The 24,772-nt window shown below is 67.5% G+C and carries 30 protein-coding genes; 19 read left to right on the forward strand and 11 right to left on the reverse strand.

The window, feature by feature from the left end:
- Positions 1–73 precede the first annotated feature (73 nt).
- Together EV643_RS08320 and EV643_RS08325 are read left to right on the forward strand one after the other, a co-directional pair.
- Entirely contained in the window at positions 74–490 is a 417-nt protein-coding gene (locus EV643_RS08320; protein WP_133799404.1) for a hypothetical protein, read from the forward strand.
- The gene (locus EV643_RS08325; RefSeq protein WP_133799405.1) at positions 487–918 is read left to right on the forward strand and encodes a Tad domain-containing protein; all 432 of its coding nucleotides are present in this window, start codon (positions 487–489) and stop codon (positions 916–918) included. The genes EV643_RS08320 and EV643_RS08325 overlap by 4 nt, the downstream gene beginning before the upstream one ends.
- A 7-nt stretch (positions 919–925) precedes the next feature.
- On the opposite strand, the gene EV643_RS08330 is transcribed toward EV643_RS08325, so the two are convergent.
- Positions 926–1,594 (reverse strand): Rossmann-fold NAD(P)-binding domain-containing protein, encoded by a 669-nt coding sequence (locus EV643_RS08330; RefSeq protein WP_133799406.1) that lies wholly within the window; start codon positions 1,592–1,594, stop codon positions 926–928.
- Between EV643_RS08330 and EV643_RS44060 the strand changes: the two genes are divergently transcribed.
- The 4 genes from EV643_RS44060 (at position 1,581) to EV643_RS08345 (ending at position 4,407) form a co-directional block, all read left to right on the forward strand.
- Complete coding sequence (locus EV643_RS44060; RefSeq protein WP_166665353.1) at positions 1,581–1,754, forward strand: hypothetical protein; 174 nt, start codon at positions 1,581–1,583, stop codon at positions 1,752–1,754. The two genes, EV643_RS08330 and EV643_RS44060, sit on opposite strands and share 14 nt — an antisense overlap.
- 45 nt (positions 1,755–1,799) lie before the next feature.
- Positions 1,800–2,465 carry a TetR/AcrR family transcriptional regulator gene (locus EV643_RS08335; protein ID WP_133799407.1) on the forward strand — a complete coding sequence of 222 codons (666 nt, stop codon included), beginning with the start codon at positions 1,800–1,802 and terminating at the stop codon, positions 2,463–2,465.
- A 48-nt stretch (positions 2,466–2,513) separates the two neighbouring features.
- Positions 2,514–3,635, forward strand: coding sequence for a peptide chain release factor 2 (gene prfB, locus EV643_RS08340; RefSeq protein WP_133799408.1), 1,122 nt, complete (start codon positions 2,514–2,516; stop codon positions 3,633–3,635).
- Between the two features lie 151 nt (positions 3,636–3,786).
- Positions 3,787–4,407 carry a pentapeptide repeat-containing protein gene (locus EV643_RS08345; RefSeq protein WP_238165444.1) on the forward strand — a complete coding sequence of 207 codons (621 nt, stop codon included), beginning with the start codon at positions 3,787–3,789 and terminating at the stop codon, positions 4,405–4,407.
- Here the strand turns inward: EV643_RS08345 and EV643_RS08350 are convergent.
- Positions 4,385–5,827: an MFS transporter gene (locus tag EV643_RS08350; protein ID WP_166665354.1), complete on the reverse strand. Its 1,443-nt coding sequence runs from the start codon at positions 5,825–5,827 to the stop codon at positions 4,385–4,387. The two genes, EV643_RS08345 and EV643_RS08350, sit on opposite strands and share 23 nt — an antisense overlap.
- Before the next feature lie 114 nt (positions 5,828–5,941).
- Here EV643_RS08350 and EV643_RS08355 point away from each other — a divergent pair, with 114 nt between their 5' ends.
- Positions 5,942–6,808 carry a helix-turn-helix transcriptional regulator gene (locus tag EV643_RS08355; protein WP_238165445.1) on the forward strand — a complete coding sequence of 289 codons (867 nt, stop codon included), beginning with the start codon at positions 5,942–5,944 and terminating at the stop codon, positions 6,806–6,808.
- A gap of 3 nt (positions 6,809–6,811) precedes the next feature.
- Here the strand turns inward: EV643_RS08355 and EV643_RS08360 are convergent, their stop codons facing one another.
- The 3 genes from EV643_RS08360 to EV643_RS08370 all read right to left on the reverse strand — a co-directional run bounded on the left by EV643_RS08360 (position 6,812) and on the right by EV643_RS08370 (position 10,499).
- Positions 6,812–7,867 carry a PQQ-dependent sugar dehydrogenase gene (locus EV643_RS08360; RefSeq protein WP_133799411.1) on the reverse strand — a complete coding sequence of 352 codons (1,056 nt, stop codon included), beginning with the start codon at positions 7,865–7,867 and terminating at the stop codon, positions 6,812–6,814.
- Positions 7,868–7,982: 115 nt separating this feature from the next.
- Positions 7,983–9,407 carry a cellulase family glycosylhydrolase gene (locus EV643_RS08365; RefSeq protein WP_133799412.1) on the reverse strand — a complete coding sequence of 475 codons (1,425 nt, stop codon included), beginning with the start codon at positions 9,405–9,407 and terminating at the stop codon, positions 7,983–7,985.
- 183 nt (positions 9,408–9,590) lie between these two features.
- A complete protein-coding gene (locus EV643_RS08370) occupies positions 9,591–10,499 on the reverse strand; it encodes a LysR family transcriptional regulator (RefSeq protein WP_133799413.1) in 909 nt (302 codons plus the stop codon).
- 74 nt (positions 10,500–10,573) lie between these two features.
- Here EV643_RS08370 and EV643_RS08375 point away from each other — a divergent pair, with 74 nt between their 5' ends.
- Positions 10,574–11,479, forward strand: coding sequence for an EamA family transporter (locus tag EV643_RS08375; RefSeq protein WP_133799414.1), 906 nt, complete (start codon positions 10,574–10,576; stop codon positions 11,477–11,479).
- Between the two features lie 13 nt (positions 11,480–11,492).
- Here EV643_RS08375 and EV643_RS08380 read toward each other — a convergent pair whose 3' ends face one another.
- Together EV643_RS08380 and EV643_RS08385 are read right to left on the reverse strand one after the other, a co-directional pair.
- Positions 11,493–12,260, reverse strand: coding sequence for a TIGR03943 family putative permease subunit (locus EV643_RS08380; protein ID WP_238165446.1), 768 nt, complete (start codon positions 12,258–12,260; stop codon positions 11,493–11,495).
- Positions 12,257–13,327: a permease gene (locus EV643_RS08385; protein ID WP_133799416.1), complete on the reverse strand. Its 1,071-nt coding sequence runs from the start codon at positions 13,325–13,327 to the stop codon at positions 12,257–12,259. The genes EV643_RS08380 and EV643_RS08385 overlap by 4 nt, the downstream gene beginning before the upstream one ends.
- Positions 13,328–13,521: 194 nt before the next feature.
- Here EV643_RS08385 and EV643_RS08390 point away from each other — a divergent pair, with 194 nt between their 5' ends.
- Entirely contained in the window at positions 13,522–14,718 is a 1,197-nt protein-coding gene (locus EV643_RS08390; protein WP_133799417.1) for a serpin family protein, read from the forward strand.
- A 22-nt stretch (positions 14,719–14,740) separates the two neighbouring features.
- Here EV643_RS08390 and EV643_RS08395 read toward each other — a convergent pair whose 3' ends face one another.
- Positions 14,741–15,283, reverse strand: a complete 543-nt coding sequence (locus EV643_RS08395; protein ID WP_133799418.1) for a TetR/AcrR family transcriptional regulator — start codon at positions 15,281–15,283, stop codon at positions 14,741–14,743.
- 79 nt (positions 15,284–15,362) lie between these two features.
- Positions 15,363–15,782: an SRPBCC family protein gene (locus EV643_RS08400; RefSeq protein ID WP_133799419.1), complete on the reverse strand. Its 420-nt coding sequence runs from the start codon at positions 15,780–15,782 to the stop codon at positions 15,363–15,365.
- Positions 15,783–15,917: 135 nt separating this feature from the next.
- Here EV643_RS08400 and EV643_RS08405 point away from each other — a divergent pair, with 135 nt between their 5' ends.
- A complete protein-coding gene (locus EV643_RS08405; protein WP_133799420.1) occupies positions 15,918–16,112 on the forward strand; it encodes a hypothetical protein in 195 nt (64 codons plus the stop codon).
- Positions 16,113–16,148: 36 nt separating this feature from the next.
- Here EV643_RS08405 and EV643_RS08410 read toward each other — a convergent pair whose 3' ends face one another.
- A complete protein-coding gene (locus EV643_RS08410) occupies positions 16,149–17,165 on the reverse strand; it encodes a DNA glycosylase AlkZ-like family protein (protein ID WP_133799421.1) in 1,017 nt (338 codons plus the stop codon).
- Positions 17,166–17,225: 60 nt separating this feature from the next.
- Between EV643_RS08410 and EV643_RS08415 the strand changes: the two genes are divergently transcribed.
- From EV643_RS08415 to EV643_RS08445, 7 genes are all read left to right on the forward strand, one after another.
- Positions 17,226–18,185 (forward strand): helix-turn-helix transcriptional regulator, encoded by a 960-nt coding sequence (locus tag EV643_RS08415; protein WP_238165447.1) that lies wholly within the window; start codon positions 17,226–17,228, stop codon positions 18,183–18,185.
- Between the two features lie 29 nt (positions 18,186–18,214).
- Entirely contained in the window at positions 18,215–18,760 is a 546-nt protein-coding gene (locus EV643_RS08420) for a YciI family protein (RefSeq protein ID WP_133799423.1), read from the forward strand.
- A gap of 118 nt (positions 18,761–18,878) precedes the next feature.
- Positions 18,879–19,721 carry a nitrilase-related carbon-nitrogen hydrolase gene (locus EV643_RS08425; protein WP_133799424.1) on the forward strand — a complete coding sequence of 281 codons (843 nt, stop codon included), beginning with the start codon at positions 18,879–18,881 and terminating at the stop codon, positions 19,719–19,721.
- An 84-nt stretch (positions 19,722–19,805) separates the two neighbouring features.
- Positions 19,806–21,212, forward strand: coding sequence for a dihydropyrimidinase (hydA, locus tag EV643_RS08430; RefSeq protein ID WP_133799425.1), 1,407 nt, complete (start codon positions 19,806–19,808; stop codon positions 21,210–21,212).
- A 12-nt stretch (positions 21,213–21,224) separates the two neighbouring features.
- Complete coding sequence (locus tag EV643_RS08435; protein ID WP_133799426.1) at positions 21,225–22,217, forward strand: TIGR03842 family LLM class F420-dependent oxidoreductase; 993 nt, start codon at positions 21,225–21,227, stop codon at positions 22,215–22,217.
- Positions 22,218–22,287: 70 nt separating this feature from the next.
- Entirely contained in the window at positions 22,288–22,656 is a 369-nt protein-coding gene (locus EV643_RS08440) for a type II toxin-antitoxin system RelE/ParE family toxin (protein WP_133799427.1), read from the forward strand.
- Between the two features lie 2 nt (positions 22,657–22,658).
- Positions 22,659–22,988, forward strand: a complete 330-nt coding sequence (locus EV643_RS08445; protein WP_133799428.1) for a helix-turn-helix domain-containing protein — start codon at positions 22,659–22,661, stop codon at positions 22,986–22,988.
- Between the two features lie 45 nt (positions 22,989–23,033).
- Here the strand turns inward: EV643_RS08445 and EV643_RS08450 are convergent, their stop codons facing one another.
- A complete protein-coding gene (locus tag EV643_RS08450; protein WP_133799429.1) occupies positions 23,034–24,083 on the reverse strand; it encodes a PfkB family carbohydrate kinase in 1,050 nt (349 codons plus the stop codon).
- A 109-nt stretch (positions 24,084–24,192) separates the two neighbouring features.
- Here EV643_RS08450 and EV643_RS08455 point away from each other — a divergent pair, with 109 nt between their 5' ends.
- Entirely contained in the window at positions 24,193–24,573 is a 381-nt protein-coding gene (locus EV643_RS08455) for a hypothetical protein (protein ID WP_238165448.1), read from the forward strand.
- On the forward strand, positions 24,566–24,730 hold the full coding sequence (locus EV643_RS44065; protein WP_166665356.1) for a hypothetical protein: 165 nt from the start codon (positions 24,566–24,568) through the stop codon (positions 24,728–24,730). The genes EV643_RS08455 and EV643_RS44065 overlap by 8 nt, the downstream gene beginning before the upstream one ends.
- The last annotated feature ends 42 nt before the right edge of the window (positions 24,731–24,772 follow it).

The following is a 24,772-nucleotide window of genomic DNA, read 5'->3' on the forward strand; positions in this document are numbered from 1 at the left end:
GATCCGGCGGTCGGCGCTCCGGGCGGGGCCTCACCCACACCTCCCCCGCGAGCGAAGCGAGCGGGGTAGCGCGGTGGTTGAGTTTTCTTGGCTGGCGTTGCTGCTGTTGGTGCCGTTGATTTATGTGATGTTGGGGGTGTTCGACGTGCAGCGGGCCTCGTATGGGGCGACCGCGGCGACTCGGGCGGCGGGGCGGGCGTTCATCATCGTGCCGGACGGGGTGTCCGAGGAGGATGCGCGGTCGCGGGCGTTCGAGGCGGCGCGGCTGGCGATGAAGGATCAGGGACTCGAGCTCGAACCAGGCCAGCTGAAGATCACCTGTAGCCCGGCCTGCCTCGAGCCCGGTTCGATCGTGACCGTCGAGCTGGACACCGAGGTGCCGTTGCCGTTGATCCCGGACGCACTCGGTGGCGAGCGTCCCGCAGTACAGGTCAGCGCGTCGCATACCGAGCCGTTCGGCGACTATCGCGAAGCCAAGGGTGACGGATGACGGCTCGCAAGCGGGGTGAGGAAGGGCAGATGACGGTGCTGATCATCGGCTTCACGGCGATCGTGTTGCTGATGATCGTGGTGGTGACCGACATCTCCAAGGTCTTCCTGGTCCGGCGGGACCTGGATGCGACCGCCGACGGCGCCGTACTGGCCGCGGCCAACGGGCTGGCGGCCGTCTACAGCCAGCCCGGGGCCGGGTCGAATGCCGAGATCGATCAGGCGGAGGCTCAACGGCTGACCGCCGAGTACCTCGATTCCGTTGCCGCGGGCACCCGGTTCGACGGGCTCGACTGGTCCGCCGACGTCACCGGTACGACGGTGACCGTGCAGCTCACCTCAACCGTCGACCTCCCCTTCGAACCACCCGGTTGGCAAGGCGCCGCCGACATCGCATCCACCGCCTCTGCCCAAGTCCCCATCCGCTGACGACTCGTCAGGTGGCGAAGATGTCGGGGTGGTCCTCGAGCCAGATGGTAAAGGGGCGGGCGGGGTGGTCGGTGAGTTGCTCGACCGTGGGCTCGATCGGGTGTGGGGTGCCGACGCGGGAAGCCCAGTAGAACATGAGGTGTTCGAGTTGCGCCGGGTTGCGCATCGTCTGGCCTAGTTCTTCGCGGGCTTGGTCGGGGGTGAGGTCGACTGGGTCGATTGGGATGCCGGTGGTTTCGCCGATCAGGGCTATCTGGTGCCGGCGCGTCATGGACTCCGGTCCGGTCAGTGCGTAGGCGCGGCTGTCGTGTTCGCTGCCTGGGCCGTCAGATAGGACGCGGATCGCGACGTCGGCGATGTCCTGCTCGTGAATGGGTGCCTCCTCGGCGTCGAGGTACGGCAACCGGACCTGGCCCAGGGCGCGGATCTGGTGTGACCAGAACATCGCGTTGCTCATGAACGTGCCCGGCTGCAGGAACGTCGTCGCGAACGAGCCGGACGCGATGATCCGCTCGGCCAAGGCATGCGGATCTCCCGCGGTCTCCGCATGGATGGCGTGGGTGGACATCGAGGACAGCAGCACGACCTGCTTGACGCCTGCGGCCTCGGCGGCGGCGACGAACAACTGCGCGCTGCCGGGGTCGGCGTAGAGGAAGACCTGGGTGACGTCCTTCAATGCGGTCGCCAGCGAGGTGGGGTCGGCGAAATCGAGGGTGATGGACGACTCCGAGGGTTCGCGGCTGGCGAGGCGGACATCGAGGCCCCTGGGCGGTCAGGCCGGCGTGGACGGCACGGGCGATCTTGCCGCGGCCGCCGGTGATGAGGACGGACATTGACTAACTCCAAAAATGTAGTGACCACAATAATGGTGGGAGTAAAGCATGGCGCACTATGCTCTGTCCATGACGACCGGTGACAGCGCAAGCCCGACGGCCACGGAGGGGCGGCGGCGCGAGCGGAAGAAGTTGCGGACTCGGCAGGCGATCTCGGAGGTGGCGACCGGGTTGTTCTTCGAGCGGGGGTTCGATGCTGTGACGGTGGCGGAGATCGCTGCCGCGGCCGACGTCGCAGTACAGACGGTGTTCAATCACTTCGCTACGAAGGAAGATCTGTTTTTCGATCAGACCGGGTGGTGGACGGGGCCTGCGCAGGCGATTCGGGAGGCGGCGCCGGGGGTCGAGCTGATCGAGGCGCTTGAGGAGCACTACCGGGCAGAGGTTCGGGATCGTGCGGCGGCCGGGTATCTGGTGACCTGGGCAAAGTTCCGGCAGACCATCGAGCAGAGCCCGGCCCTGCTTGATCGGCAGCGCCGTGATGCCGAGCAGATGGAGGAGTTGATCGTCGCCGCTGTCCTGGAACGCGATCCGCGACTGCCTCACCTGAAGGCGCATCTGATCGCCACGCTTTACGCGGCCGCCCAGAAGGTGCTGGAGGCCGAGCTCGCCCGGCTGCTCCCCGTGGACGGCATCCAGACCGATCGCGTCGTCGCCACCTTCGAGAAAGCGATCGGCGACGTCTTCGCAGTACTGCGTCGCGCTGTCGGCTGAAGAGTTCGTTTCGCCCTGCGGCCGGCGGAGCGGGTACGCTGCTTGGTTGTGGCTGGATTGGATTTTGACGCGGAGCTCAAGCAGCTCGACGCGACGCTGACCTCGATCGAGAAGGTTCTCGATCTGGACAGCCTGCGCCGGGAGATCGCCGACCTGGGTGAGCAGGTGGCGGCGCCCGACCTGTGGGACGACCAGGCGAACGCGCAGAAGGTGACGTCTCGGCTGTCCAGCCTGCAGTCCGACGTGGAGCGGGTGACCAAGCTCCGTGGCCGGCTCGACGACCTGTCCGTGCTGATCGAGCTGGGCCGGGAAGAGAACGACTCGGACAGCATGGCCGAGGCGGAGAAGGAGATCGGCTCGCTCGCCAAGGCGATCCAGTCGCTCGAGGTCCGGACGCTGCTCTCCGGCGAGTACGACGAACGCGAGGCGCTGGTCACGATCCGGTCCGGCGCGGGTGGTGTCGATGCCGCCGACTTCGCCGAGATGCTGCAGCGGATGTACTTGCGCTGGGCCGAGCGGCACGGCTACGGCACCGAGGTCTACGACACGTCGTACGCCGAAGAGGCCGGGCTCAAGTCGACCACCTTCGGCATCAAGGCGCCGTACGCGTACGGGACGCTGAGCGTCGAGACGGGGACGCACCGGCTGGTCCGGATCTCGCCGTTCGACAACCAGGGCCGCCGGCAGACCTCGTTCGCCGCGGTCGAGGTCGTCCCGGTGCTCGAGCAGACCGACGAGATCGACGTACCCGACGAAGAACTGCGGATCGACGTGTACCGGTCATCCGGTCCCGGTGGTCAGAGCGTCAACACCACCGACTCGGCGGTGCGGATCACCCACATCCCGACCGGCACGGTGGTCTCCTGCCAGAACGAGAAGTCGCAGCTGCAGAACAAGGCCAGCGCGATGGTGATCCTGAAGGCGAAGCTGCTCGCGCTGAAGAAGGCCGAGGAGCGGGCCGAGATCGACTCGCTACGCGGTGATGTGCAGGGCTCGTGGGGCGACCAGATGCGCTCCTACGTGCTGCACCCGTACCAGATGGTCAAGGACCTGCGGACGCTGTACGAGTCGGGCAACACCAGCGGCGTCTTCGACGGCGAGATCGACGAGTTCATCGAGGCCGGCATCCGCTGGCGCCGCACCGGCCAGACCGTTGCCGAGCACAACTAGCGATAGCCTTCGCGCGGACTGCGGCAACTGCTTCGGCCTCTGCTGCGTCGCGCTGACGTTCGCCAAGTCGGCCGACTTCGCGATCGACAAGCCGGCCGGGGAGCCCTGCCCAAACCTTCAACAGGACTTCCGTTGCGGGGTCCACAGCAAGTTGCGCACTGAAGGTTTCCAGGGCTGCACGGTCTACGACTGCTTCGGCGCCGGCCAGAAGATCTCCCAGCAGGCCGGTACGAGCTGGCGCGACCAGTCCGGCCAGGAAATGTTCGCCGCCCTCCCGATCATGCGGCAACTGCACGAGTTGCTCTGGTACCTGGCCGACGCTCTCGACCGCACCGAGACCAAGTCGATCCGGCCCGAGCTGACCAAAGCCCAGCAACGGATCGAGGCTCTCACTCAGTGGCCAGTCCTAGATGTTGACCTGGGCAACGAACGGCAGTCGGTCAACCAACTCCTGCTCAGGACCAGCGAACTCGTCCGCGGCAACCCCGGCAAGAAGAAGCAGCGCCGCGGAGCCGACCTGATGGGGGCCGTACTCCGCGGCGCCGATCTCAGCCGCGCGGATCTCCGTGGGTGCTACCTGATCGGTGCCGACCTCACCGGCGCCGACCTACGCAAGGCCGACTGCATCGGCGCCGACTTCCGCGACACCGACCTCGGCGATGCCGACCTGACCGGTGCACTGTTCCTCACCCAATCGCAAGCGAATGCGGCGCGAGGAAACGACGGCACCAAGCTCCCGGGGACCCTCATCAGGCCGCCGCACTGGGGTTAGTGCGCAGCTGCCGAGTGACCGGCACCATCAGCAGCGAGATCGCAGTGATCGCCAACGCTACCGCGGTGAGCGCCCCGCCCTGACCCCACGACGTACCGGCCAGCGACAGGTACGCCGTACCGACTGTCGCCGCGCCAAGGGCCAAACACGTCTGCTGGCTCGTCAGCAGGATGCCGCTGCCGAGTCCGGCCTGCGCGGGCGGGACCCGACCGACGACCACTCCCATCAACGGGACCATCACTAGACCGCTGCCGAACCCGGCGACCAGCATCGGCAGGGCCAGCGTCAACGGCGTCACGTCCGGCCAGAACATCGCGGCCGCACCGCCGAGCAGACCGTAACCAACGGCCTGGATCAGCCAACCGCGGACGATCAGCCCGGCGCCGTACCGGATCTGCAGCCGCGGTCCGTAGATCGACGTGACGAAGAATCCGATGGCCATCGGCAACAAACTCAGTCCGCCCTCCAGCGGCGACATCCGCGCCTCGCCCTGGGTGGCCAGCGCGAACACGAACATGAACCCGCCGAAGGTGGTGAAGAACCCGACCGCGAGCAGCAACCCGATCCGCATCGCCCGCAACCGCAGTACGGTCGGCGGGATCAACGGCGCATTCCCGGCCTTCTCCGACCGATGCTGGTGCAGACCGAGTACCACGACCGCCGGGACCACCGCGGCCAGCGATACCCAAGTCCACAACGGCCAGCCGAGCGGCCGTCCTTCGGTCAATGGCAGAAGCAGCAGCACCAGCGTGACCGCCAGCAGACCCGCACCGACGAGGTCGACTCGCTGAGCCCGATCGGCCCGGGTTTCCGGCAACAACTTCACGCCGGCGACCAGCGCGACCAGTCCGACCGGAACGTTGACCAGGAACACGGCCCGCCAGCCGAGTCCGAAGACGTCGGCGTCGACCAGCACACCGCCGAGGATCTGTCCGAGCGCCGCCGCGGCACCACCGGCGACCCCGAACATCGACATCGCCCGGGCCCGGTGTTCGCCGGTGAGCAGGCTGCTGATCGAGGCCAGCACCTGCGGGGTCATCGCTGCGGCCGCCGCGCCTTGGACGACCCGCGCGGCGAGCAGTACGCCGATCGTCGGTGCGATCGCGCAGAGCAGCGACATCACCGTGAAGCCGGTCAGTCCGATCAGGAACAGCCGTTTCCGGCCGAATCCGTCGCCGAGCCGGCCGCCGACCACGAGCAAGGTCGCGTTGGCGATGCCGTAGCTGCCGACGACGAGCTGGAGTTCGCCGGACGACGCCTGCAGATCGGTGCCGATCGCGGGCAGCGCGACGTTGATGATGAAGAAGGAGAGCATCGGCAGGAATGCGCCGAAGAGCAAAGTGGTCAGTGCCACCGGCCCGAGCGGCGACTTGGTGGCGTCGCGCGTGCGGGCAGGGGCGGTCTGGAGCCGGTCAGTCATGGATACCAGCATGCGCGCGGCCGGATCCGGGTAGTGAGAGCCTGCTTATCCTGGTATTCCCACCACCCGGCACCAGCCTTTCGTCCACCCGCCCCGCGGCACCACGATGGAGAGGTGAGCACAGTGACTGCCGAGCCCCAGACCCACCTGGCGCGGGCTGAGCATGGTGAGCGGCGGCGCGAGCTGGCCGCCTTCCTGCGGAGCCGCCGCGAACGGATCCAGCCCGACGAGGTCGGATTCGCCCCAGGCGGCCGGCGCCGTACGCCGGGACTCCGGCGCGAGGAGGTCGCCCAGCTCGCCGGTGTCGGCGTCACCTGGTACACCTGGCTCGAACAGGGTCGCGACATCAACGTCTCCGCCCAGGTGATCGAGGCGATCTCCCGGACGCTCCGCCTCGACCGGCTCGAACGCAACCACCTCTACACCCTCGCCGGCATCCGCCTCGGCCCGACCGAAGGCGAGTGCACCGGCCTCCCCGATTCGGTGCAGAAGCTGCTCGACCAGGTCTCTCCGTACCCGGCCGTGGTGCTCAATTCCCGGTACGACGTGCTCGCGTTCAACGATGCCTGCTGCAAGGTGCTGATCGACCTGGAGAACGTTCCGGTCGAGGAGCGGAACCTGCTCTGGCTCACCTTCGTGGCGCGGGAGTGGCGGTGCACGTTCACCGATGCCGAGTCGATGCGGATGCACATGGTCGCCGGGTTCCGGGCCGCTCTGGCCGATCATCTGACCGACCCGAACTGGCAGGACCTGACTCAGCGGCTGCTGGCCGGTTCTCGGGTGTTCGCCGATCTGTGGGAGCGCTACGAGGTCGCTGCCCCCAGCAACAAGATCAAGCTGCTGGAGTCGCCGACCGTGGGCATTCTCCGGCTCGAGCCGATCAACATGTGGCTCACCCAGCTCGGCCAGATCCGCGCGACCGTCTACACCGCCGTCGACTCCGAGTCCGAAGCCAAACTCCACACCTTGGTCAACGTCTGATCCTCATCGGATCTCCGAGCGCAGTAGCTTGTCGTCGGTGGTGTTGGACGTGCTGATCCAGAGGTCGTCGGCGCCCGGGACCTTCACGACCGAGCGGAGCCGGCCGAAGGTGTTGGTGAAGTAGGCCTGGGTCGCGCCGGCTTCGGTGCCTTCCAGTTCGACCCGCCAGAGGCGTTGACCCCGCAGCGCCGCGACGTACGCGGTGTCGTTGACGATCGCCAGACTGCTCGGCGACGCCTCGGCCGTCGTCCAGGTGCGCTTCGGGTTGTCCATGCCGGGGGTGTCGCACGGTCCTTCGCAGATCGGCCAGCCGTAGTTGTGGCCGCTGACAATCAGGTTCAGCTCGTCCAGCTGGTTGTTGCCGAGTTCGGCCGACCAGAGCCGCCTTTCGGAGTCCCAGGCGAGACCCTGTGGGTTGCGGTGTCCCTTGCTGAAGACGAGGTTGCCGAACGGGTTCCCGGGCGCCGCTTCGCCGGTGGTGGTGAAGCGGAGGATCTTGCCGTTGGGGGAGTCGTTGTTCTGCGGGGTGGACGTGTCCTGGGCGTCCCCGGTCCCGGCGTACAGGTAGCCGTCCGGGCCGAACTTCAGCTGGCCGCCGTTGTGGTACGTGTTGCTGCGGATGCCGTCGACGATCACGGTTCGGTCGGCCAGCGTGGTGCCGTTGAAGGACATTCGGACGATCCGGTTCTCGGTCTGGCCGTTGTCGTTCGAGGTGTGGAAGAAGTAGACCGCCTGGTCGGTGCTGCCGTTCCAGGTCGGCGACACGGCGACGCCCATCAGGCCGCCTTCACCGCCGGTGGTGACGGAGTTGGGCACTGTGCCGACCGTGGTGCGGGTGCCGTCGAGGGTGATTCGGGAGACGCGGAAGCTGTTCCGCTCGGTCACCAACGCCGACTGGCCGTCCGGGAGGAACGAAGTTGCCCACGGCAAAGACAGCCCGGTGACCAACGTTGTGGGTGTCTGAGGTGTGCCACGAGCAGCCCGTACGTCGGCTGGGGCGGACGCGGCGGGGATCGCGAGGGCGAGTACAACGATGGGTACTGCGGTACGGATTCGCATGATTTCAAGGCCTTTCGGGGTGGACGACGGAAGAGGGCGTTACGTCGTACACAGGAGAACCGGGCCGGCGCAGGGCGGAGCGCCGGCCCGTCCTCGCTTAGCCGGTGGGACAGAGTTAGTTGGTGGGGAAGGCGTCAGCGGTCCGGATCCGGTCGCGGACCCAGACACCGGCCGGCTTCAGTACCGAGGTGCCGGTGAAAGAGTTGCCCGCACAGGTGCCTTCCTTGAAGACAGCACCCGAGCGGAAGTCGTCGGAGAAGTTCCAGTTGGTCCAGCCGATCTTCTTCGCGGCCAGCAGATCGAGGTATTTCTGCGAGTAGGTGAAATCGTTGCCGCCGTCACCGGTGTACGTCTGGGTGCCGAACTCGGTGACGAAGATCGGGATCCGGTCCGCCGCCCGGGACAAGGCGTTGAAGTACTCGTCCTGGTGCGACGCGGCGTAGAAGTGGAACGTGTACATGAAGTTCGACGCGTTGATCGGGTTGTTGATGATGTCGGCCTCGGAGCCACCGTCGGAGATCCCGAGCGAGGCCCAGCCGTGGGTCCCGACGAAGACGACGCCGTCGGAGTCCTTCGCCCGGATCACCGGGATCATCTGCTCGGCGTACGACTTGATCCCGGCCCAGCTGACGTTGTTCGGCTCGTTGGCGATGTCGTAGATGATGTTGACCTTGTCCTTGTGCCGATCGGCGATCTCGGTGAAGAACGTCTTCGCCCGGGCCAGGTTGTAGTTCGGGTCGCCGGGGTCGAGCTGGTGCCAGTCGACCAGTGCGTACATCCCGCGCCGGGTGGCCTCCTCGATGTAGTTGTGCACTATGTCGGTGAACTTGCGCGGGTCGGTTTCGTAACCGCCCTCCTGCACATACAGGGAAATACGCAGGATGTCCGAGTTCCAGTCGGTCGCGAGCGCGTCGAGTGAAGCCGTCTTGATGCACTGGCTGTACCACTGGATGCCATGCGTACTCATCCCACGCAGCTGGATCGGTTTGCCGTACTGGTTACAGAGCTTGGTCCCACAGACCCGGAGCTGCCCGTTGATCGCGACCGGTGTGGCGGCTGCGCCGACCGCGTCGATCGTCAACGAATCGGCGTTCGGGCCACCGGCGGCCACGACTGCCGTGGTCTTGATCCGATTGGTGCCGGCGGCAAGCGTCGCGGTGGTGGTGACGGTCTGGTACGACGTCCAGGCGCCGGTGCCGGGGAAACCGAGGTCGTTGACGACCAGGGATCCGTTCACGGCGACGTCGAGGGGCCGGCTGGTGGTGGTGCCGTTGGCGTACCGGAGCGCCAGCGAGTACTGGCCGGCGGACGGGACGTTGACGGTGTACTCCACCGAACTGGTGGCGACGTTGTCGTAGTTGACGAATCCGGTGCCGGTGAAGCCGGCGTGATTCGACTCGACGGCGCCTTGGGAGATCGCGGCGTTCTCGGATTCGTAGCGGACGGGGGCGGCGGTACTGCTGGTCGCCGAGGTGGTGACCAGCGCCGTGGCGGCCAGTACTGCACTGGCGGCCAGCGCGGACCAGCGGGCAGGTCTCATCGCGGTTTGCCTCCTACTTCGCCTGGGGCGGTGGACGGAGCGGGACTGCTACTTAATAGGAAGGTTTCCTAATAGTTTCGCGAAACCTAGCGCTGGAGCTGACGGTTGTCAATCGGTCGCCAAGAGTGATCAAATCCTACCGCTCGGCGTGTCGCGCACGGATATCGCGCAGCAGGAGGTTCTTCAGGCCGTGTCCCGGTCACGCCAGGCGGCCTTGAGTGCGGCGACTGTTGCCGCAACCGCGGGTCGCCGCGCAGTCGCCGTTCGCCACACCGCGTACAGGCGTCGACTAGGAGCCGGCAGCAGCGGTACTGCGACCACCCCGTCCGGCAGCGGACCACGACCGAGCCGCGGCAGCAACCCGATACCGATGCCTCGGGCAAGCATCGCCAACTGCGTCTGGTACTCCGCGACCGAGTACGCCACCTCCGGCTCCACCCCGGTCTGGCGCATCGTCCGGATCAGCCAGTCGTGACAGATCGAACCCACGGGCTGGCAGATCCAGCGTTCGCCGATCAGGTCGGTCGCGCGAACGGACTCCTTGCCGGCCAGCCGATGCGTGGCCGGCAGCAGGATGTCGGCCGGATCCGTACCGAGCTTCACCCGCGACACCTCATCCGGCAGCGCCAGCGGAGTGTTGTGCCAGTCGTGCACCACGGCGACATGAACCTCGCCCCGTTGCACCGCCGCCACCGCATCCGGCGGATCACTCTCCACCACCCGCACGTCGAGCGCCGGATTCTCCTCCATCAACCGTGGCAAGGCGACCGGCAACAACCCCCGAGCAGCAGTCGGGAACGCCGCGAGCATCAGCTCCCCGATCGCCTGCCCCCGCTGCTCCTCCAGCTTCAGCTCCGCCTCTTCGACCAACTCGAGCACCTGAGCCGCCGTGGTCGCGAGCTGCTGCGCGGCATCGGTCAGCACGATGCCCCGACCCCGCTTTTCCAGCAAGGTCGTCCGCGTCTCCCGCTCCAGTTTCGCCAGCTGCTGGGAGATCGCGGACGGTGTGTACCCGAGTGCGTCGGCCGCGCTGCCGACCGAACCGTAGAGCGCCACCGCATGCAGCGCCCGCAGCCGACCCAGATCGATCATGTAGCACTCCTACATCGATACCCATAGCAATCTTCGCTGGTCCTTAACTGTAATCCCGCCCAGACTGGATCACCATGAACCCTCGTCACGTCCTCCTCGCGGTCTCGGTCGCGGTGGTCTGGGGCGTCAACTTCGTCGTCATCGAGGTCGGCCTGGAGAACTTCCCGCCGCTGCTGTTCTCGGCGCTGCGGTTCCTGTTCGCCGCGGTGCCCGCGATCTTCTTCCTCGGCCGGCCGCGGGTCGCGTGGCGGTATGTGATCGCGGTCGGTCTCGCGCTCGGTGTCGCGAAGTTCGGCCTGCTGTTCGTCGGGATGGACCACGGTGTGCCCGCGGGGTTGTCGTCGCTGGTGCTGCAGAGCCAGGTGATCTTCACGTTGCTGTTCGCAGTACTGGTACTCCGGGAGCGGCCGCGACGCGCACAGTTGGCGGGGATCGCGATCGCCTGCGTCGGGATGGTGCTGATCATGCTCGACCGAGGACTGGCTGCTCCGCTGGGCGCACTGACCCTGGTGATCGCCGCCGCCGCGTGCTGGGGTGTGTCGAACACCGTCACCCGGCACGCCAAACCCCAGGACACACTGCGCTTCATGGTCTGGGTCAGCGCGGTCGCAGTACTCCCACTGCTCGCCCTGTCACTGCTGACCGAGGGCGTGCAGGCGGATGCTGCCGCGCTCCGCAGTATCGACCTGACGGGGATCGGCGCGTTGGCGTACCTGGCCTTCGCCGCGACGTTGTTCGGCTTCGGCGCCTGGGGATTCCTGCTCAGGCAGTACGACGCCAGCACGGTGGCGCCGTTCTCGCTCCTGGTTCCTGTGGTGGGGATGGCGGCAGCCTGGTTGCTCCGCGGCGAAGCGGTCGGGTTGCAGCAGGCGATCGCGGCCGCACTGATCATCGGCGGCATGGCCTGTACGGTGATCCGTCGCCGACCCCGGCAGCAGGCAGACTCGTCCGAGTGGATGCTCACCAAGTCGGCGGCCTGACTGGCACGCCCGTCTACTCGTACTGGTTGGTCGGCGGCGTGACTTGGCGGACCTCGGTGATGGTGATGGCGGCGACATCGCCGTCCTGGCGCTTGGTCGGCTCGGCCCACTCGCCGGTCACGGTGACCCACTGGTTCTTCGCCGGGGCCGGCTGGTCGCCGCGGGCCTCGACCATGAACGCCGTACCGTCGGCGACACAGCAGGTCAGGCCGATCCGGGAGACGTACCAGGAGCCGTTCTTGCCGGGCGTGACGAAGCCGGTGAGCTGGAAGTTCCGGCCCTTCATACTGTCCTTCTCCCACACGGCCCAGATCGCGTAGTCGCGGACCGCCAGCGGTACCGGCTTGTCGCTCTGCGCGCTGTCCGCGAGCCAGGACTGATTCTTCGGCGCGACCGGTTTGGCCGCGACCGGTGACTGCCGCTGAGCCGCATCGGCACCGAGAGCGGGTGGGTCGACGACCAGCAGCGCGAAGACCGGGATCAGCAGCAGCCAGGCGGCTCTGGGCAGGCCGTGATGGCCGTGACCGTCGTCGTCGCCGGTGTGCGGCTCGTGATCGTGCTGCCCGTCATCGTGCTGCCCGTCATCGTGCTGCTGGGCGGGCTTGCGGCGGGTGTCGGCCAGGACGTCGGCCACGGCGAGCAGGATCAGGATGACGCCGGCCGCGAGCAGCATCCACCGCATACCGGGCTTCACGTACCGCAGATAGGTGTTCGAGATCGCCAGCTGAACGATCGCCGCGCCGACGAAGACGACGACGAGACCCGCGACGTTGCGCCTCACAGCAACCACCATCCGACGACGAGACTGGACAACAGAGCGATGACGAACGTGGCCGGCGCGAACCGGACGGCGAACTTAGGCCCGAACGTGCCTGCCTGCAACGCGATCAGCTTCACGTCCACGACCGGCCCGACCACCATGAACGCGAGTCGCGCGGTCAACGAGAACTGGGTCAGGCTGGCCGCCACGAACGCGTCCGCCTCCGAGCAGATCGCCAGCAGGACGGCCAGCAGACCGAGTACGACGACCGACAGCAGCAGGTTGCTCGCCACGTGGTCGAGCCATTCGCGCGGCACCACGACATTGAGCGTGGCCGCGGCGGCCGCGCCGATCACCAGGAACCCGCCGGCGTGCAGGAAATCGTGCAACATCGACTCGCGGAAGACGTCGGCCTTGCGGGTCCCCTCGGCGTGCCGGTTCTTCGGCAGCTTGAACCAGGAACCGCCCTTGCCGGTCAGCAGCCACAACCAGCCGAGGATCATCGACACGGCGAGCGAGGTGACCGCCCGGGCGACGACGACCTTCGGCTGCCCGGGGAACGCGACCGCGGTGGAAGCCAGTACGACCGGGTTGATCGCCGGCGCCGCGAGCAGGAACGCGATCGCCGCGGCCGGGGTGACCCCACGGCTCATCAGGGCGGCGGACACCGGCACGGAGGCGCACTCGCAGCCCGGCAGGATCACGCCGGACGCGCTGGCCACCGGTACGGCGAGGGCCGGGTGCTTGGGGAGCGCCTTGGCGAAGAAGCTCGCCGGAACGAACGCGGTGAGGGCGGCGGAGAGCAGTACCCCGAGGACCAGGAACGGCAGCGCCTGGACCGTCACGCCGACGAACATCGTCGCCCAGGTCCGGATCCCGTCGCCGGTGAAGAGACTGGTGAAGATCCGCCGCCCGAACAGCGCGAGCACCACCAGCACGATCAGCGTCACGGTGAACGCGATCGACGAGCCCGCAGGTTCCTTCTCCTCCTTCTCCGGGAGGTCCGCGGGCGGCGGCTGAGGCGGGTCGGATTCGGCCGTCTTGGCGGCGGATTCCGTCGCCTCGGCGGAGTCGGCAGGCGTGCTCATGGGCGGCATCCTGACACAGCAGGGTGCACCTGATCGACTACCAGGGGTGGAACAAAATGAAAATGAGCGTCATTCCGGGAAATAGTCGTGCTGGTGCCTGAGGTCTGGGGTGGGTGCTGGGTGGCAGCTGGGGTGCATGGAAAGTGCACTTTGAGTTCCTGGTGACGGGTTGGGGCCCGTGACAGGGTGAGCACATGGACACCGACGTCGTGAAAGCTGTCACCTCGCTCACCTCCCGCTGGGCGCGTACGCTCTCGCCCGGCAACACGGTCGTCTCCGGTCTTGGGCTCTGGCCATTGCTCGCGTTGCTGGCGACCGCGGCCGACGAGCCAGGCCGTTCCGAGTTGGCCGCGGCGACCGGCGTCCAGGCTGACGGTGCCGCGGCGAAGGCTGTCGAGCTCATCCAAACGGTGGACGACGTCGCCGACCTCCATGCCGCCCTGGGCGTTTGGCTGCATCAGCAATTGAAGCTCAGCGAATCGTTCGACAGCGTGATCCCGACCGACGTGACCGGCACGTTGACCGGCGACCTCGCCGCGGACAAGGCCAAACTCGACGCCTGGGCCGCGGAGCACACCGACAACCTGATCCGCGAGATGCCGATCGAGGTCACCCCCGACCTCGCCGTCGTCCTCGCCTCGGCGCTGTCGCTCAAGACCACCTGGGTCCTGCCCTTCAAAGAACAGCTCAGGCGCCTGTACGACGGCCCGTGGTCCGGCACATCGTCGGGCACGTCATGGCACTGGCTCGAGCGGACCGACCGCGACCTCGACACAGTCCGCCTCTACGACGCGCCCGGGGCCGGCCGGCTCACGGTGATCACCGTGGCGGGCGACGCTGATGTAGACGTCCTGCTGGGATTCGGATCACCTGAGGCGGCGCAGTCCGACGTACTGGGTGCGCTCGTCGAGTCGTCGTACGAGCCGACGGGTGGTCAATCAGGCAGCGTGTTGGTGGAGAAGGGGGAGCGCGGGGATGAGGTGGCGCCCGGGATCAGGATCGGGGCGACGACCGACCCGACGCCGGATGTGAAGTTGTCGCTGCCTTCGTTCAGCGTGAAGGTGGAGCACGACCTGCTCGCCCAGCGGGAACTCTTCGGGCTCACGGCCGTCACCAGCGATCCCGGACCGAGCGGTCACTTCAGTGCGATCAGCCCCGAGCCGCTCGTTGTCGGTCAGGCCAAACAGACTGTCCTCGCCCGCTTCTTCGCCACCGGATTCGAGGCCGCCGCGGTGACCGCCGTCGGGTTGAGGCGAGCCTCGATGCCCACCCACCAGGCCCGGCGCCTGGACGTGACCTTGGATCGCCCGTTCGGCTTCGTCGCCGTCCACCGCGAGTCCCGCCTTCCGGTGGTCGCCGGTTGGCTCGCCGAACCCACCGAACCGGAGTGATGCCCTGTCGAGGGATGTCTGGTCAGGGGAGTGCGAAGAGCTTGTTGAGAAGGGCTGAGGCCTCGTCGACTGCTTTGCGGTCGCCGGTCAGCAGCAGGTCGAAGAGCAGGCCGCGCGACGCGGCCAGCCCGAGACGTGCGTAGGCGGGGGCTTCGTCGGCTGGGATCCCGGCCCGAATGCAGAGGTCGACCAGCGGCGGCAGCCAGACAGCGATGAGGTCGGCCTTGAGCGCTTCGGTGTGGGGGCGGTTCTGCATCGCGTGCGCGGACAACTCGAAGAAGAGCGGTCCGTAGATCAGCGCGGCCTCGGTCACCCGGCGCCAGAACTGCTCGGCTTGCTGCTCGATCGACAGATCCTCGGCGGTCAGTTCGGCGAGCAGGTCACGCTGTTGCTGCTCGACCGTCCGCACCACCTCGGACAGCAGACCCTCGCGCGAACCGAAGTGGTAGATCAGCATCCGATGACTTGTGCCCAGCGCAGTCGCGATACTCCGCAGACTCGCGTCCCCGATCCCGTTCTTCGCAAAGTGCGCGACCGCGTCGCCGAGCAGCGATTCCCGGCTCACCGTGCCGACCCGGTTCCACCGGCGCGCGTGGTACGGCTCACCCGGTCCGGGACGGTTCCGCTGGGGTGCGTCGTACGGGTCACTGGTTTTCGGTGGCCTGTTTCAGGCTTTCGCCTTCTTGTTTGATGTAGCGGCGGGTGAGGTTGGCGTAGAGCTTGCCGAACAGCCAGCCGAGCGGGCCTTCCTGGATGATGATCGACGTCGCCACCGTGCCGTCCGGAGTCGCCTCGACCCGGTGGCCGCCGGTGGTCTTGATGCCCGGCGCGCGCGACACCCATTCGAAGTACTCGCCGTCCTTCAGCTCTGTCACCTCCCAGATCGCCACCGGGAGTTTCGGCTGACGGATCCGGGTCCGCGCGCCGAGGTGGATCGGCCCCTCGTCGAGCCGCTCGACGGACTCGATCGTCGGGGTCCACTCGGGCCACTTGGCGACGTCGCTGAACACCTCCCAGACACGTTCGGGGGAGGCCTGCACGGTGACGGACGACTCGAAGCGCATGTACCAAATGGTACATGCGCACACCGTGGCGGGGAATCACCTGAGCGTGCAAAGTCGGGGTACGGACGGTAAGAGTCGGGTCAGATCGGCGATGGCTTTGCGTCCGCGAACGGTCCCGCCGGTAGGGTCTTCGCCATGGCTGACCAGAACGTCACGAACAACATCGAGAACGACCAGGACCCGGGCGCGAGTACCCAGATGTTCCGTGCCTTCGTCAACGAGGGCGAGGTCCACGCTGCCGAAGAGCCGAAACTCAACGGCCGCACGCTCGCCATCATCGGCGCCGGCATCGTCCTGATCGCCGTCATCGCCGCCGTCCTCGTCTTCTGATCTATCGCCCACACGGCGCCTTCTGACCGACCGCTCCTACGGCGTCGTCTCACCTACCGCTCCCCCGCGACCCAGCCCCACCGGATGCGCACCACCGTGGATCGGGAAGGTCGAGACCTCGGCGGCGAGGTCGTCGTACTGGTCGGGGGTGAGTTGCTCGGTGAGTTTGAGGGCGACCCGGCCGGCCTTTCTGCCCCAGGCGCCGACGATGCGGCCGTCGGCCAGCACCCCGTTGGGGTGAAACGAGTCCGAGGCCGGAGTCAGGATTCGCCTTCCGGGGGCGATGAAGAGGCCATCGCGGTCTCGCCCGAGCAGCCGGAGGTCGGGCTCGACGAGCAAGCGGATTCCGCGGGGCGGGGTCGCCTGGTGGAAGCGACTCTCGTCGGCCTGCAGTATCCAAGCCGGCGTACCCTCGAAGTCCACCTCGAGCAGTTCCCCGGACAGCGAAGCCCAGATCTGCCGGGCGTCGGCAGGAGCTAGCCCGGCCCACCAGGCGAACGTCTTCGGGGTGGTCGGAGCGAAGCGGTGAACGTGACGACGGCAAAGCTCCGTGCGTGCTTCGTCGAGGTCGATGTCCGGCCTCGGCACTTCGCGGACCCGCAGGGAACTGGTGGTCCAGCGCAGGGCGATCCTGCCGCTCAAGCAGGCAGCGCGCAGACCAGGGCGACCGCCGCGGAGCTCGCGCCCGCCCAGTGTTCGGCACACGCTGTCGGCAAGTTCGTCGATCTTTCGAATGGCGTCGACGGCGAGCGGGAGTCGGCCGAGGGTGAAGACGCCGAAGTCCTTCCGGGGTAGGACGTACACCGCATCGCGTGGACTGTAGGTCTGGATCAGCGACGGATGCTCCCAATCGGATGGCTCGCAGCCCTCGATTCGGGCGTGCAGACCCAGGAGAGCGTCCCGAGGTGCGGTGTCCTGGAGGCCGACGTACGCCGCTTCCTCGAACGAGCCCGCCGGGAGTCGATCGACCAGGTGATTCACGTGCAGCCGGTAGGCCACGGCCTGGTCGCGGCCGATCCGGGGGCGGGTCAACGGGTTCTGGCTGAGCGTCATGCGGCCACGCTAGGTCCTTCTGCGGACAGGATCGGTCCGCGAAAGGGCGATAATCGACCTGTGGATACCGCTGCCCGGCTGCTTCGACTGCTGTCGCTGTTGCAGAGTCGCCCGCATTGGGACGGCGCCGAGCTCGCGAGCCGCCTGGAGGTCACTCCCAGAACGGTGCGCCGGGATGTGACGAGGCTGCGATCCCTCGGCTACCCGGTCGACGCCGACGCGGGTCACGGCGGCGGCTACCACCTCGGCCATGGTGGTCGGCTGCCGCCGCTCCTGCTGGACGACGAGGAGGCGGTCGCGATCGCCGTCGGGCTGCGGGTCGCCACCGCCACGACGGTCTCCGGAGTGGAGGAAGCAGCCGTCGCCGCGCTCGGCAAGTTGCACCAGGTGCTGCCGGTCAGGCTCCGCGAGCAGGTTACGGCGATTGCCGGCAGCACGATCCACTTGCCGCGGGGGGATCTGCCTTCGATCGACTCCGAAGTGCTCGTCGCCCTTGCGGCCGGCTGTCGGCGGACCGAGGGCATCCGGTTCGGCTATCGCGATCACGCCGGCCGGGAGAGCGAGCGGTCGGTCGAGCCGTTCCACATCGTCCACACCGGGCGACGGTGGTATCTCGTCGCCAGGGATCGCGATCGGGACGCATGGCGGACGTTCCGCGTCGACCGCATCGTCGAACCCAGGCTGACCGGGCACCGGTACCGCTTCGACGATCCGCCGGATCCGGTCGCACTCGTCGCGGAGGGAACGGGGATCGCGCCATACGAGATCGAGGCACGCGTGCTGGTCCATGCCAACGCCGAAGTCGTCGCCAAGGTGTTTCCGCCCGGTGACGGCGTCTTGGAGCCTGTCGACGCGGCCTCGTGCCTGCTGCGATTCGGGGCGGGCGAGTTGGCCCCGCTGGTGGAGCACGTCGCACGGATTCCCTGGGAGTTCGAGGTGCTCGCCCCGGATGAGCTCCGCGAAGCGCTCCGCGAGCTCGGCGAGCGACTTACCCGAGCCACCGCCCGTACTGAAACCTAGGCCCGGGGGTGGTGATAGGGAGTGGGGCCATGGAGTTCTTCGTCTACCACCGCGATCGGCCCGGGTCCGCGGCACTGCGCAACGAAATGCTGGAAGAGCACTGGTCCTACATGGACCGCTACGTGAAAGAGCTGATCGCCCGCGGCCCGACCCTTGCCGACGACGGCGACACACCCACCGGGAGCGTCCACATCGTCGACCTGCCGGATCCCGCCGCCGCCCGCGCGTTCGCCTTCGACGAGCCCACCTACCAGGCAGGCGTGTACCGGGACGTGCTGATCCGCCGGTGGCGCAACCTGCTGGGCCGCACGATGTGGGACTTCCCCGGCGGCCCGACCGATGGCAACCGGTACCTGGTGCTCGGCCTCGGTTCCGGGGAGACCGCCGAAGCTGTGCCGTCCGACCGGGACGAACTGATCGCGTACGGGCCGCTCCTGTCCGACAACGGCAACACCTGGCTGGGTACAGCGGCACTGGTGCGGGCACCGGACCCGGACACGGCCCGCGCCGTACTGACCCCGGACCGGTACGCCGCCATCGAGGTCCACAACTGGCAGTTCGGCGGGCGACGGTAGCGGCCCGGTCGCCCCGGAACATTACGGTTCAAGCCCGAACGGGCCGTCTTTCCGGTAGTCGTTGACTGGGTCGGGGTGGCGGATGGAGCATGAGGGCTCGGCTAGTCGGGAGGTTGGCATGGCTGGGGTTGTGCGGGCGGCGTTGGTGCAGACGAACTGGACCGGGGACCAGGAGTCGATGCTGAAGGCGCATGAGGAGTATGCGCGGCAGGCGGCGGCCCAGGGGGCGAAGGTGATCTGCTTCCAGGAGCTGTTCTACGGGCCGTATTTCTGTCAGTTGCAGGATCCCAAGTTCTACGAGTACGCCGAGTCGGTGCCGGGTCCGGCGGTCGAGCGGTTCAGCGCGCTCGCCAAGGAACTCGGGATGGTGATCGTGCTGCCGGTGTACGAGCAGGAGCAGCCGGGCGTGCTGTACAACACGGCTGCGGTCATCGATGCCGATGGCAAGTACCTCGGGAAGTACCGGAAGAACCACATTCCGCAGGTGAAGGGGTTCTGGGAGAAGTTCTACTTCCGGCCGGGCAACCTCGGCTACCCGGTGTTCGACACGGCGGTCGGGCGGGTCGGGGTGTACATCTGCTACGACCGGCACTTCCCGGAGGGCTGGCGGGCGCTCGGGCTCGCGGGTGCGCAGATCGTGTTCAACCCGTCGGCGACCAGTCGCGGGCTGTCGTCGTACCTGTGGAAGCTGGAGCAGCCGGCCTCCGCCGTCGCGAACGAGTACTTCATCGGCGCGATCAACCGGGTCGGGGTGGAGTCGGAGTTCGGTGACAACGACTTCTACGGTTCGTCGTACTTCGTTGACCCGGAAGGCAAGTTCGTCGGCGACGTCGGCCACGATCACGACGCCGAGCTGATCGTCCGGGATCTCGACCTCGGTCTGCTGGACACGGTCCGGGACCGCTGGCAGTTCTACCGCGACCGCCGCCCCGACGCGTACGGCGACCTCACCAAGCCGTAAGCCGAGCCGGTACGCCGGGTTCGCCGTACCGCCCGAGCTGAGCCGTACCGCCTGAGCTGAACAGAGACCGAAGGAGCGCCAAGGATGTCGTTGCTGGTCAAGGGTGGGACCGTCGTCGGGCCGACCGGGACCCAGGTCGCCGATGTGCTCGTCGACGGGGAGAAGATCGTCGCGCTGTTCGACCCGGAGTACCGCCAGGTGGTCCAGGCCGACGAGGTGATCGATGCCACCGGCAAGTACGTGATCCCGGGTGGGATCGACGCGCACACGCATATGGAGCTGCCGTTCGGCGGGACCGCGGCGAGCGACACGTTCGAGACCGGGACCCGGGCCGCGGCCTGGGGTGGGACCACCACGATCATCGACTTCGCGGTGCAGCGGACCGGTGAGGTGGTGCAGGACGGACTGGCCGCCTGGCACGCGAAGGCCGACGGCAACTGTCACATCGACTACGCGTTCCACATGATCCTCGGCGGCGTCGACGCGGATGCGCTGAAGGCGATGGACCAGCTGGTCGTGGACGAGGGGATCACCAGCTTCAAGCTGTTCATGGCGTACCCCGGCGTCTTCTACTCCGACGACGGCCAGATCCTGCGGGCGATGCAGACCGCGCGGGAGAACGGCGCGATGATCATGATGCACGCGGAGAACGGCATCGCGATCGACGTCCTGGTGCAGCAGGCGCTCGCGCGGGGCGAGATGGACCCGATCTACCACGGGATCACCCGGCCGGCCGCGCTCGAGACGGAGGCGACGAGCAGGGCGATCGCGCTGGCCGAGGTGGCGAAGGACTGCCCGCTCTACATCGTGCACCTGTCCGCGAGCGGGGCGCTCGAGGCCGTCGCCGCTGCCCGTGACGAGGGCCGGAACGTGTTCGCCGAGACCTGTCCGCAGTACCTCTATCTGACCCTGGAGGACCAGCTCGGCGCGCCCGGGTTCGAAGGCGCGAAGTGGGTCTGCTCGACCCCGCTGCGGACCAAACACGAACCGCATCAGCGCGACCTGTGGAAGGGGCTCCGGAGCAACGATCTCGCGATCGTCTCGACCGACCACTGCCCGTTCTGCTTCAAGGATCAGAAGGACCTCGGCGTCGGCGACTTCTCCAAGATCCCGAACGGGATCGGCGGGGTCGAACACCGGGTGGACCTGGTCTACCAAGGCGTCGTCGACGGGAAGATCTCGCTGGAGCGCTGGGTGGAGACGATCTCGACCACACCGGCCCGGATGTTCGGGCTGTACCCGCGCAAGGGCGTGATCCAGCCGGGTGCGGACGGCGACCTGGTCGTCTACGACCCGAACGGGACCACCCGGATCTCGGCCGAGACGCATCACATGAACATGGACTACTCGGCGTACGAGGGGTTCGAGATCGCCGGACACGTGGACACGGTGATCTCCCGCGGCGCCGTGATCGTGGCCGATGGCAACTACCATGGCCAGAAGGGGCATGGGAAGTACCTGCCCCGCGGCCTGTCGTCATACCTGGTCTGAAGGGGGAAGCCGGTGGATTTCGGAGTGGTGTTCCAGTGTGATCCGCCCGCCCGGGCGGTGGTGGAGCTCGCGCGCAAGGCCGAGGAGGCCGGCTTCTCCTACGTGTGGACGTTCGACTCGCACCTGCTCTGGCAGGAGCCGTTCGTGATCTACCCGCAGATCCTGGCGGCGACCGAACGGGTGATCGTCGGGCCGATGGTGACGAATCCCGGCACCCGCGACTGGACCGTGATCGCGTCCCAGTTCGCCACCCTGAACGAGATGTTCGGGAACCGGACGATCTGCGGTATCGGCCGCGGCGACTCGGCGCTGCGCACGCTCGGCGCGAAGCCGGGGACGATCGACGAGCTGAAGCAGTGCGTCGACGTGGTCCGCGGCCTGGCGCGTGGCGAGACCGTTTCGTACCGCGGCCGGGAGCTGAAGTTCGCCTGGGTGGACGATGGCGCGCTCGACGTCTGGGTCGCGGCGTACGGCCCGAAGGCGCTGGCCGCGACCGGCGAGGTGGGCGACGGGTACATCCTCCAGCTCGCCGACCCCGACATCGCCGCCTGGATGATCGCCGCGGTACGCCGCTCCGCCGAGCAGGCGGGTCGTGATCCGGAGGCGATCAAGTTCTGCGTCGCGGCCCCGGCGTACGTCGGAGACGACCTCGCCCACCAACGGGATCAGACCCGGTGGTTCGGCGGGATGGTGGGCAACCACGTCGCCGACATCGTCGCGCGGTACGGCGAATCGGGCACCGTCCCGGCGGCGCTGACCGACTACATCAAGGGCCGCGAAGGCTACGACTACGCCGAACACGGCCGCGCCGGCAACGTCCACACCACCTTCGTCCCCGACGAGGTGGTCGACCGCTTCTGCATCCTCGGCCCGGTCGAAAACCACCTCACCCGCCTGAAAGAACTCCAGGAACTAGGCGTGGACCAGTTCGCCCTCTACCTCCAACACGACGCCAAAGAAGAGACCCTAGCGGCGTACGGCAGCGACATCATCCCGGTCTTCTGACGAGACCAAGCGGTTTGCAGGGCAGCCGTCGCCGCTCCGCGGACATGACAAATAGGTTATACTCCGAGAGGTGACCTGGGAGATCAGACTTCATCCGGAGGTCGAAGCGTGGTACCTGGCTATTTTCGAGACCGAGCCTGAGACAGGCGACCTCATCGAGGATGCGATCGATCAACTGGTTCACGAAGGCCCGACGGCTGGGCGGCCGCTGGTCGACCGGGTCAAGGGAAGCCGATTCCAGAACATGAAGGAGCTCCGGCCGCCGTCTTCGGGGAAGAGCGAAATTCGGATGCTGTTCGCTTTCGACCCGGCTCGGGAAGCCATCATGTTGGTGGCCGGCGACAAGTCGGGCCGTTGGGAGAGCTGGTACCGGACGGCTATACCGTTGGCGGACGAGCGATTCACCGAACACCTGATCGCGCTGAAGGAGGAGGGGTGACGATGAGCGACTACGCGAACTGGAATGACGTCAAGGCGCGGGCGCGGGCGGTCGACTCCCGGACTGATGCTGAGCGGGCGGCGGGGCAGCAGGCGGCGCGCGAGCGACGCGAGGCCTATGTTCGTGGACATCAGCTCGCGGAGATGCGCAAGGCCGCTGGAGTCACTCAGGCCGGACTCGCGGAACTGCTGGGCGTATCCCAGTCGCGGATCTCGAAGATCGAGAGCGGCGAGATCTCTGGCATCGAGGTCATCCGTGCGTATGTCACGGCGCTCGGCGGCACGGTCGACCTGGTGGCGACTTTGGGCGACCGAACCTGGAAGGTCGCCTAGCAGGAGCTGAGACCGCCATCGGCCCTCGGCTCGCTGGAGTGACTCCTAGGCGTCGGAGAGGCGGGCGATGGTGGCGCTGGCTCGGCGGACTATGGGGACGGGGCCTTCGGGGAGGACGTCGCCGATGAAGGTGTAGTGCTTGAGGATGTCGGGGTCTACGCCGCCGGGGCGGTGTGGGCTGTGGTCGCGGACCCAGTCGATGATGTCGCCCCATCCGGGGGCCGCCAGGGACCCACCGAAGTGCTGGACCGACAGGCCGGCGCACAGGTTCCCGAAGGCGAGGCGGTGGGCGAGCGGCCAGCCGCGCAGTGTGCCGAGGACGAGGGACGCCAGGAAGACGTCGCCCGCGCCAGTCGGGTCGTAGGACCGGACCGGGAGGGCGGGGACCTCTTCCTCCTCGCCGGTGGTGGAGTCGATCGCCAGTACACCGTCCGAGCCGTTCGTCACCACCGCGAGCGGGACGTGTTCGGCGAGTTTGTGCAGGGCGGCCTTGGGGGTGTCGGTCCGGGTGTACGCCATCGCCTCGGTCGCGTTCGGGGTGAACGCGTGGAAGCCGTCCAGTACGTCGAGCACGGTGGGCGACCAGTGCTCGGTGGGATCCCAGCCGACGTCGCCGAACAGCAAGGCGCCGGAGTCCCGTACTTCGGTCGTCCAGTGCGGGAGTTCATCGGCGACCGGGACGATCGCGGACCGGGTCCGCAGGCCCGGGCCGACCAGTTTGCTCGGGTCCCCCGGGGCCTCGTGCGCGTGGGTGACCATCGCGCGGTCGCGGTCGATCGTCATCGACACGGTGACGGGGGAGTGCCAGTGGCCGATCCGGCGGGAGTGGGACAGGTCGACCTTCTCCTGGTCTGCGAGCGTGCGCCAGCAGAAGTCGGCGTACACGTCGTCGCCGAAGACGGCCGCGAGCCCGCTGCGCAGGCCGAGCCGGCTGGCCGCGATCGCGAAGTTGGCGACCCCGCCCGGGCAGGACCCCATGCCCTCGGCAAAGATCTCGGTCCCGGTGGCCGGGGCGGACTCCAGACCGGTGAGCACGATGTCAAGGAACACAGTGCCCTGGACGAACACGTCGTAGGGTTCGGCCTCGTCCGTCATCGGTACTGCCCCCCATGTCGCTGGTACGTGGTCTGCTGTCCTTCGTAACATCATCGTCCGGTCATCACCAGGGATTTGGGAGGAAGCGAATGTCCGCTGGGGTGTGTTCGTGATTCCGACCTGGATCTCGGTGGTCGGTGTGGTCGTCACCGTACTGAGCCCGTTCCTCGCCCTCGGCGGAGTCGCCCTGGGGGCGTACCTGACCCGGAAATCCGACCGTGAGCTGGACGTTTGGCGGCATCGGGAGGAGACGATGCGGATGGTCCGCTGGGCGGTGGAGCAGATTCTGGAGGGCACCGACGCGGGCACGGACGCCGGTGTCGTCACGCTCCGCTCATTGATGCGGTCGGAGCTGTTACAGCCGGAGGACTACGACTTGGTCGCCGCGCTGACGGCCGCTGTTGCGATCGACCGGGTGGGGCAGGCCGCGTACGCTGAACTTGCGGACGAAGACATCGAGGTTGTCGAGGGAGAGGGCACCGATGGCTGAGAAGAAGACCGTGAAGGTCTCCCGGCAGGCGGTCGAGCTGGCCCGGCTGCACGTCGAAGCAGCCCGCCGCGCAGGCCGCAAGCCCGAACCAGGTGTCGCCCGGATCGCCGACGCCCGCCCCGACAACGGCAACGGCCCGGCTCCAGCCCCCGCCTGACCAGTACGCCGCGGCGCCGGGTTCCCGCAGTACGGCGTACGG

The organism is Kribbella caucasensis, from assembly GCF_004361855.1.
Taxonomy (GTDB): Bacteria; Actinomycetota; Actinomycetes; order Propionibacteriales; family Kribbellaceae; genus Kribbella; species Kribbella caucasensis.